Here is an 8,759-nt window from a genome sequence, read left to right on the forward strand (position 1 = left end):
CTGAATAGTGGTTCTTCCTGAGGCAGTCCCAATACGGGTGAGGCAAACTTGTTTCTGATGCTGTCGCCTACTTCTCCATTCCAGAGTTGGTCGTCAATAATTACAGCAATCGTATTTATAGCCGCAGAAGAACCGTCAGGAAACTTTTCTTTTTTAAATGAACAGGAGCTCACAAAAAACGAGACAAAAAGCCATAAAAAAAGGGTCTTATTCATAACTGAAATAAAACCCAAATTTATAGAAGATTTTCGGATTAACCGTTAATTTTTAATTTCATCCCTGCTTTTAAACTTTCGTTTTTAATTCCGTTCCATTTTTTCAAATCTGAAATCGAAACACCAGGATATTTTTTGGCAATGCTAAATAGTGAATCGCCTTTTTTAACATAGTATAATTTTACTTCGTCTCTTTCCTGAACAGCTATACTTTCCTTTTTGGCTGCTACGTTTTTGTTTTCAGAAGAAACCACATATCTTTTACCAACAATTAATTTTGCTCCAAGTTGAACATTATTGTCTTCAATCTTGTTCCAGTCTTTTATGTCTGACATTGAAACATCATATTTACGGGCAATGCTTCCTAAAGTTTCACCTCTGTCAACAACGTGTTCTGTGATTTTAACTTCAGTTTTATAAGCTGTTTCTTTTGCTGGTTCAGCATCATTATTAACTAACGCTAATTTCGAACCTTGTTCAACATTCAAACCGTCAAGATTATTCCATTTTTTCAGGTCTTCTAAACTAACATTGAATTTTTTAGCAATGCTGAATAGATTATCACCTCTTTGAACTTCATAAAAATCACTTGGGTTTTCGTTTGCATCATTTGAAGCAACAGCAGTTTCAACAGCATTTTTATCTGCTTTTATTTCTTTTCTAACTGTAGTTACAACTCTTTCGTTTTTGATGATTTTTAAGCTTTTTCCAGGAACTATATTGCTTCCTTTGATATGATTCCATTTTTTTACTTCAGCAACAGAAACTCCGTATTTATCTGAGATTTCTCCAAGATTATCGCCTCTTCTTACTTTGTGATATTTTACAACATCTTTAAATGAAACCACTTTTTCTTCTTTGTAAGTTTTAGCAGTATTGGATGCTAAAGCTGTAGTTTCTTTTACAGAAACTGTATCTGGTTTTGTGATTCTCTTTTCATTTGAGGCAACCGCTTCTGTGGTGATGATTTTTAATCTTCTGCCCATTGGAGCTTTATTGCTTCGCAAATGATTCCATTTTTTAAGTTCCGTCATTGTGATGCCGTATCTATTTGAAATCTCGCTTAGGCTATCGCCTTTTCTAACCTTATGGTATTTAACTCTTGAAACTGTTCCGCTGTTATCCGAGAAATTCGAATTGTTTGCCAACATGCTCTCATAAGGTCTTTCTCTTTTATTAGATTCATATTGAATGAAAGCATAAATCTTATCTTCATTCGAAGTAAAGACAGCAACCTTGTTAACCGGCAATCTCAAATAGTGATTTTCACCCGTAATATAAGGAACTACTTCTCTTTTATACGACGGATTCAAGAATTGCAATTCTGCAACAGGAACATCTAACAAATCTGAAATCTGCTTGAATGTCATTGCGTTTTTTATCATTACAGTATCAGTAGCAAAATGATTTGCAACAGCTCTGTCTGGCTTAATTCCGTGTTCTTTGTGGTATTCAAAAATGTACATCGTTGCTAAGAAAGCCGGTAAATATCCTTGCGTTTCTTTTGGTAAATATTTACGGATGTTCCAATAATTTTGTTTTCCGCCCGAACGTCTGATCGCTTTTGCTACATTTCCTGGTCCGGAATTATATGAGGCAAGAACCAAATCCCAATCACCAAAAATAGCATACATGTTTTTCATGTATTGAGTTGCAGCATTACTGGCTTTCAAAGGATCACTTCTGTCATCAACATAGGTGTTGATATTTAAGTTATATTGCTTCCCGGTTTGATACATAAACTGCCATAAACCTGTAGCGCCAACCCTGGAAACTGCTCTTGGATTTAGTGCTGATTCTACAACTGCTAAATATTTTATTTCTAATGGAATGTTTTGTGCTGATAAGGATTCTTCAAATTGTGGGAAATAAAACTGAGAAACGCCCATCAATCTTTCAAAAGCTCTTTTTCTGTTCTTTAAAAATGATTTGATAACATTTTCTAAACCAACATTATACTCAATGTTAAATGGAGATTTCTCATCCATTTTCTTCAGCCTTTCTTTTAAAAGCTCTGTAGGCAGTTCGTAATCAACTTTTTCATCAACATTAATGTTTTTGATGTCAGCTGTCAAGTCATCGTATAAATCCAAACTTACCATTTCCTTCATCCACAAACTGTCGATGCATGATGCAACTTGGTCGTGAACAAAAGTAGCTTTGATTGAATCTAAAACTTCTCGCCTGGTTAATGGCTCTTTTTTTACTGAGGTAGCAACGATAGTATCCTGAGCAAAAATTGCTGAAGAAGCTAGCAGTAATGCTAATGAGGTTATTTTTTTTATAGTCATAACTTTATTTTATAAAGTGGTATATTTCAAATCTGTAAGTTATTAATTAAGCTTAATTAATAACGGCTTTTATTTTTATTTATTGTGCTGTTTTAAAACTTTAACTTAAAATGGCAGCAATTCCCGGTAATACTCTTCCTTCTAACATTTCCAACATGGCGCCACCGCCAGTTGATACATAACTCATTTTATCTTCCAATCCGAATTGTTTTACCGCTGCAACCGAATCTCCGCCTCCAACAAGTGAAAAAGCACCGTTTGCTGTTGACTCAGCAATATAATTCCCTAATTCAATTGTTCCGTTAGCAAAATTTTCCATTTCGAAAACTCCTAATGGTCCATTCCAAAGAATAGTTTTTGAATTCATAATCACTTCTCTGAAATTGGCTAATGATTTTGGCCCGGCATCTAAACCTTGCCATCCATCAGGGATTTCTCTAACATCAACAATTTGCGTTTTGGCATCATTTGAAAATGAATCTGCTGCAACAACATCAACCGGAATATGTATCTGAACGTTTTTTTCTTTAGCTAAGCGTAAAATTTCTAAAGCCAATTCTTGTTTATCATCTTCACAAATCGAATTTCCAATTTTGCCGCCCAATGCTTTTACAAAAGTGAATGTCATTCCGCCACCGATAATCATGTGATCCACTTTGTCTAAAATATTCTCAATAACTGTAATTTTTGAAGATACTTTTGACCCTCCAAGAACTGCCGTTACTGGTTTTACTGAGTTGCTTAAAACTCTGTTTAAACTTTCTATTTCTTTGGCTAAAAGCAATCCAAAACATTTATGATCTGGAAAAAATTTAGCGATTATTGTTGTTGAAGCGTGTGCTCTGTGAGCTGTTCCAAACGCATCATTCACATAAATATCACCTAATGAAGCTAATTCTTTTGCAAAATTTTCATCTCCAGCTTCTTCTTCACCGTAAAAACGAAGGTTTTCTAACAGTAAAACTTCGCCTGGCTTTAAATTTTTAGCCGCATTTTTCGCTATTTCGCCTCTGCAATCGGAAGCAAATTGAACATTTATGCCTAACACTTCAGAAACTTTTGCTACAATATGTCGTAACGAATATTGATCTTCTTTCCCTTTTGGCCTTCCTAAATGTGACATCAAAATTACGCTTCCGCCATCGGCCAGAATCTTATCTATAGTTGGCTTTGCGGCTTCAATTCTGTTGGCATCGGTAACGTTGAAATTCTCGTCTAAAGGCACGTTGAAATCAACTCGAATTATGGCTTTTTTGGCGTTGAAATTAAAATCTTGAAGCGTTTTCATTTAGTAAATTAATATAGACTGAATCATTGCAAATATAATAAAAATTAGTTTCAACGATGTTTTTTGTGCTTTTATCGATGTTTTTTAAGGAAATTTTAAGTGTTAAAATATTTGATTCCAAACAAATAGCAATTTATTACCTTGATTTTTCAATCCAAATATGTTTTGAATATCACCGTCAGATTTATTAAAGCTAAATATTTCTTCTATATTTGCTTTATGCAGTTTTCAGATATTCTTGGTCAGGATTATATAAAAAATCATCTCATAAAAAGTGCGTTGTCGGGAAGAATTCCACACGCACAATTGTTTGTTGGTCCGGAAGGTTGTGGAACTTTACCTATGGCAATTGCTTACGCACAATTTGTTTTATGTAATAATCAAGGGCTGGAAAATAGTGGCGGAAACGAAAGCTGCAATCTAAAATTTCAATCTCTTTCGCATCCTGATTTGCATTTTGTATATCCAAATGTGACCAATGAAGATGTAAAAACAAAACCTAAAAGTGCCGATTTTATTCTGGATTGGCGCGAGTTTGTTTTGCAAAATCCTTACGGAAGTTTGTTTGATTGGTACAAGCATTTGGGTGTTCAGAACAAACAAGGCGAAATTCGTGTAGAAGATGCACAGGATATTTTAAAATCTTTAGCATTGAAATCCTATGAAGGCGGTTATAAAATTATGATTGTTTGGATGGCTGATAAAATGAATATTGCCGCTTCAAATAAGTTATTAAAACTGCTGGAAGAACCGCCTGAAAAAACATTATTCCTGCTGATTTCTGAAAATGAAGAAGATATAATCCAAACCATCCGTTCACGTTGTCAGGTTTTGCATTTTGGCGCTTTGCCAGAAAACGAAATTTCGAAAGCATTAAAAGCCGAATATTTTTTAGATGATAATTCTGCATCAAAAGTCGCGCATCAGGCACAGGGAAATTATAATAAAGCGCTTCACATTGTAAAAAATGATAATGAAGATTTCCCTTTTGAAAAATGGTTTGTCGCTTGGGTTCGTGCTGCCTTTAGTGCAAAAAAGAATGCTTCTGCTATTCAGGATTTAATTTCGTGGAGCGAAGAAATTGCAGGTTTGGGAAGAGAAGGACAAAAACAGTTTTTGAATTATTGCATAGTGATGTTTCGTCAGGCTTTGATGCATAATTACGAAACCAAGAACCTGGTTTATGTGGAACCAAAAGTGGAAAACTTTACTTTCGATAAGTTTGCTCCATTTGTAAACGGTAATAATATTAATGCGATTTTCAACGAACTTTCAGATGCGATTTATCATATTGAACGCAACGGAAATGCCAAAATTATATTGACTGATTTGTCTATAAAACTCACTCGATTAATCCATAAAAATTAACCATCATGACTAACACTGCTTCGATACTCGTTTTGCTTTTTCTAGCGGTTACTTTTGTGCAATCTGCTTATGATAAAATCTTTGGCTGGGAAGGAAATATTAATTGGCATAAAGAACATTTCTCAAAAACTTCATTGCTAAAAAATAATGTTCCGTTAGCCTTAGGAACTATATTAATCCTGGAACTTATTACCGGCGTTTTAACTTTGGTTGGTTGTGTAGAATTATTGATTAATGGCGGAAAAACATTTGGTTTTTACGGCGCTGTTTTTTCTTGTATAACCCTGATATTGTTGCTTTTAGGCCAGCGTTTAGCAAAAGATTACGATGGCGCCAGAACAATAGCGATTTATTTTGTTCCTGCGATTTTGGCTGTTTGGTGGTTGAGCTAGTTACAAACTCGCTTTAAACATTTTAAGTTCATCCCAAGTGAATTTATCTCCATATTGTTCTTTCAATCCATTGAGAGTTTCTTCTTTATAACCTTTAAATGCTTCGGCTAATTCCCGTATTTTTTCTTCTGGCAAAACATCTGTAATTTTTATGATTTCTGTTTCTATGAGTTTAGCAATATGACTGCCAATTGTTTGGGTTGTCAGCTTACGAATTGCGGCAATTTCCTTAATAGAGTTCTTTTCTAACCAAAGTTCATAGGTTTCCTGAACGGTTGATTTTTTCGGTATTTTTTCAATTTTTTTCTTTTTAGTATAGCGCTCCAGGTCAACTTTATCTTCAATTAAAGTAACATTCAGATTTTTAAATTCCTCACGAACGGTTTCTATTTTTCTGATTTTGTAATACTTAATTGCGTCGGAAGATAATTTTTCTTTAGAAATTGTTTCGCCTTTAACAACCGTTTCTATTAGTAATTTGGCTTTCATTAATTGTAAAACTGCTTTGACTTGCTGGGCTTCCAAAACCACTAATTCATCATAAAAAACTTTGACTTTTTTAATCCGACTTACTTCTTCCAATTTCCAAAGGATTTCATAAACCAAGTTGTCTAATGGTTGCAAAAAATAAGAATACGCTGCCTGAACTCTTTCAAAAACAAATTTAAAGTCAACTTCATCATCTTTGAAAAGTGTATTCAATTGGGCGATGAATTTTCGGGAAGGATCCAAAAGACTTTCAATAACTTCAGTTTGTTTTTTGGACCAAAGGGCATGTTTAGATTTGGCCGATAATTCTGAATTTTCGTTGTAACTGAACTGATGATTGCGCCATTCCTGAGCCAAATCAGTCCAATCAAAACTTGATTTTAGATAATGATGAATAAATTTTTTGGTTTCTTGCTTTAAGGAATTTTCCAGAAATGCTTCGCTGGCTTTATTTTCTGCATATCCCATTACATCCTGGTCGCTCGAAATACCATTCATTTGCAACGGAGAAAGCAAAACTAAGCCTTTTAAAGAGCGTAATCGAGAAAGGGCCACATAGGCTTGTCCCGGAAGAAAAACTTGCGAAACATCGAGCGCAGCTTTGTCAAATGTTAACCCCTGACTTTTGTGAACGGTAATTGCCCAAGCTAATTTTATAGGATAATGTGTAAATGTTCCGAGTACTTCTTCATTAATTTCTTTGGTATTTTCATCTACAAAATAGCGGATATTTTGCCATTCATATCGCTCCACCTCTATGGTTTTATTTTCTTCGGGAAAATGAACCATAATTTCTTCCTCGGATAGCGATTTGATAATACCCATTTTTCCGTTGAAATAATTTTTATCAAACGACAAATCGTTTTTAATAAACATGACTTGTGCTCCTATTTTTAGTTCTAATAGCTCTTCCAGCGGGTATATTTTTTCCGGGAAATCGTCAACAACTAATGCTTTATAGACGTTAGATCTTCCTTTTAAATCAAGTAATGATTGTGAATTTATTGAATCGGCTTTTACATTATGTGTAGTTAAAGTGATGTATCCTCTATTGGCTTTTAAATCAAAATTTGGCTGAACAAATTGGTTGAGAATTTGAATATCGCTATGCGAAATCTGATTGTTTCTTAAATTATTCAAAACCGAAATAAACTGTTCGTCGGTTTGTCTGAAAATTTTAGACAATTCGATATACAATGGCGGGTTTTGTTGAATGACATGCGAATGAAAAAAGAATTTGCCTTTGTAATACGAACGTAAGGTTTGCCACTCTTCCTCTCGAATAATAGGTGGTAATTGTAATAAATCGCCAATAAAAAGTACTTGAACGCCACCAAAGGGCAGGTTTTTTCTTCGTACGGATTGCAACATAAAATCAATAGCATCCATCAAATCGGAACGCAACATACTGACTTCATCAATGATCAGCAATTCCATGTTTTGAATAACGGATTTTTTTAACCCGCTCATTTTAAAATGTCTACGTAACGTTGCTTTGGTTTCAAATTTAGAATTTTCTAAAAAACGAGGGATAGAATTATCGGGAATAAATCCTCCGAAAGGCAACTGAAACATTGAATGAATAGTTACTCCTCCGGCGTTTAATGCGGCAATTCCTGTTGGGGCGACGACGACACAATTTTTGTGTGTTGATTTAATTATCTCTTTGAGAAGTGTGGTTTTTCCAGTTCCTGCTTTTCCCGTAAGGAAAATAGAGCGGTTGGTTTGATTAATGAATTGTAATACATACTTTGCTTCGGCTGATAATGATTCCATGGCGTATAATTTAAGAAACAAATATAATACATTGTATTTCAACACACAACAAAAAAAGACCTACAAAATTGCAGGTCTTTTTATCTTACAAAATAAATTTTATTATTTCTTTTCTTCTTTTGGTGTTTCTTCTTTTTTACCAGCAGCTTTATATTTGTCGTTTACCATTTTGATTACTTCTTTAGTAATGTCATAGCTTTCTTTTGAATATAAAATAGATGGTGCTGCATCTCCAGATCCGAAGATATAATCGTATCCTTTTTCTTTACCATATTCTTTTAGCATTTTTCTATAGCCAATAACCAGCGAATCTACTTCAGCACCGCTTTCTTGTTGCAATTGTTGCAACATGGCTTGTTGAGCATAGTTTAATTGTTGTTCTCTTTGTGACAATTCCGCACCTTTTTGTTGTGCCCAGGCTTGTCCATTTGCCTGTGCATTTTGCTTAAAACTTGCTGCTTCAGATTTAAAACGGGCAACTTCAGCTTCCAACTGATTACCCATTACTTTAGATTTCTCTTTATATTTTGCTCCGATGTCTTTGGCTTCAACTGATTCGTCCATTAATTTTGAAGTGTCAACGAATGCTGTTTTAAATTCTTTTGTTTCTATTGCTTTATTACAAGAAATAATTGCAATTGCGAATGCAAAAAGGATAGCTGTTTTTTTAATCATGATTTGGTAAATTTAATTTTCGGTTTCAAAAGTATAAAAATAAAATTCTAAAGTTCAATTTCGGTTATTTTTGGACTATAAATTTTAATTATTGGATAAAAATTTTTAATGTTATTTGACTATTGCTTTAAGCTTTAAATAAAGCGATTTAAAAGCCTTTCTCTTTTTCAATAGCTTGTTGCGCATTCTTAGTCTGTTTAATAAAACAGCGTGCTTTAAATTGGTTTTTACTGGTTTTTTAAGATGTAAATGTGTGACGAATACT

General features: G+C 34.0%; 7 protein-coding genes. 2 read left to right on the forward strand and 5 right to left on the reverse strand.

Annotated features, from left to right (window positions below):
• The 3 genes from ABIQ27_RS06120 to ABIQ27_RS06130 all read right to left on the reverse strand — a co-directional run.
• Positions 1–215: DUF4837 family protein (locus tag ABIQ27_RS06120; RefSeq protein ID WP_348032895.1), on the reverse strand; the 215-nt coding region annotated here is incomplete at its 3' end.
• Positions 216–253: 38 nt separating this feature from the next.
• Positions 254–2,506, reverse strand: a complete 2,253-nt coding sequence (locus tag ABIQ27_RS06125; protein ID WP_348032896.1) for a LysM peptidoglycan-binding domain-containing protein — start codon at positions 2,504–2,506, stop codon at positions 254–256.
• Positions 2,507–2,606: 100 nt separating this feature from the next.
• Positions 2,607–3,794, reverse strand: a complete 1,188-nt coding sequence (locus ABIQ27_RS06130) for a phosphoglycerate kinase (protein WP_348032897.1) — start codon at positions 3,792–3,794, stop codon at positions 2,607–2,609.
• A 219-nt stretch (positions 3,795–4,013) separates the two neighbouring features.
• On the opposite strand from ABIQ27_RS06130, the gene ABIQ27_RS06135 reads away from it, so the two are divergent.
• Both ABIQ27_RS06135 and ABIQ27_RS06140 read left to right on the forward strand, forming a co-directional pair.
• Positions 4,014–5,162, forward strand: coding sequence for a DNA polymerase III subunit delta' (locus ABIQ27_RS06135; RefSeq protein ID WP_348032898.1), 1,149 nt, complete (start codon positions 4,014–4,016; stop codon positions 5,160–5,162).
• 5 nt (positions 5,163–5,167) lie between these two features.
• Positions 5,168–5,554 carry a DoxX family protein gene (locus ABIQ27_RS06140; RefSeq protein WP_348032899.1) on the forward strand — a complete coding sequence of 129 codons (387 nt, stop codon included), beginning with the start codon at positions 5,168–5,170 and terminating at the stop codon, positions 5,552–5,554.
• Here the strand turns inward: ABIQ27_RS06140 and ABIQ27_RS06145 are convergent, their stop codons facing one another.
• Entirely contained in the window at positions 5,555–7,819 is a 2,265-nt protein-coding gene (locus ABIQ27_RS06145; RefSeq protein ID WP_348032900.1) for a helix-turn-helix domain-containing protein, read from the reverse strand.
• Between the two features lie 102 nt (positions 7,820–7,921).
• Positions 7,922–8,491 carry an OmpH family outer membrane protein gene (locus tag ABIQ27_RS06150; protein ID WP_348032901.1) on the reverse strand — a complete coding sequence of 190 codons (570 nt, stop codon included), beginning with the start codon at positions 8,489–8,491 and terminating at the stop codon, positions 7,922–7,924.
• Positions 8,492–8,759 lie beyond the last annotated feature (268 nt).

The organism is Flavobacterium sp. (genome assembly GCF_039916025.1).
Classification (GTDB): Bacteria; Bacteroidota; Bacteroidia; order Flavobacteriales; family Flavobacteriaceae; genus Flavobacterium.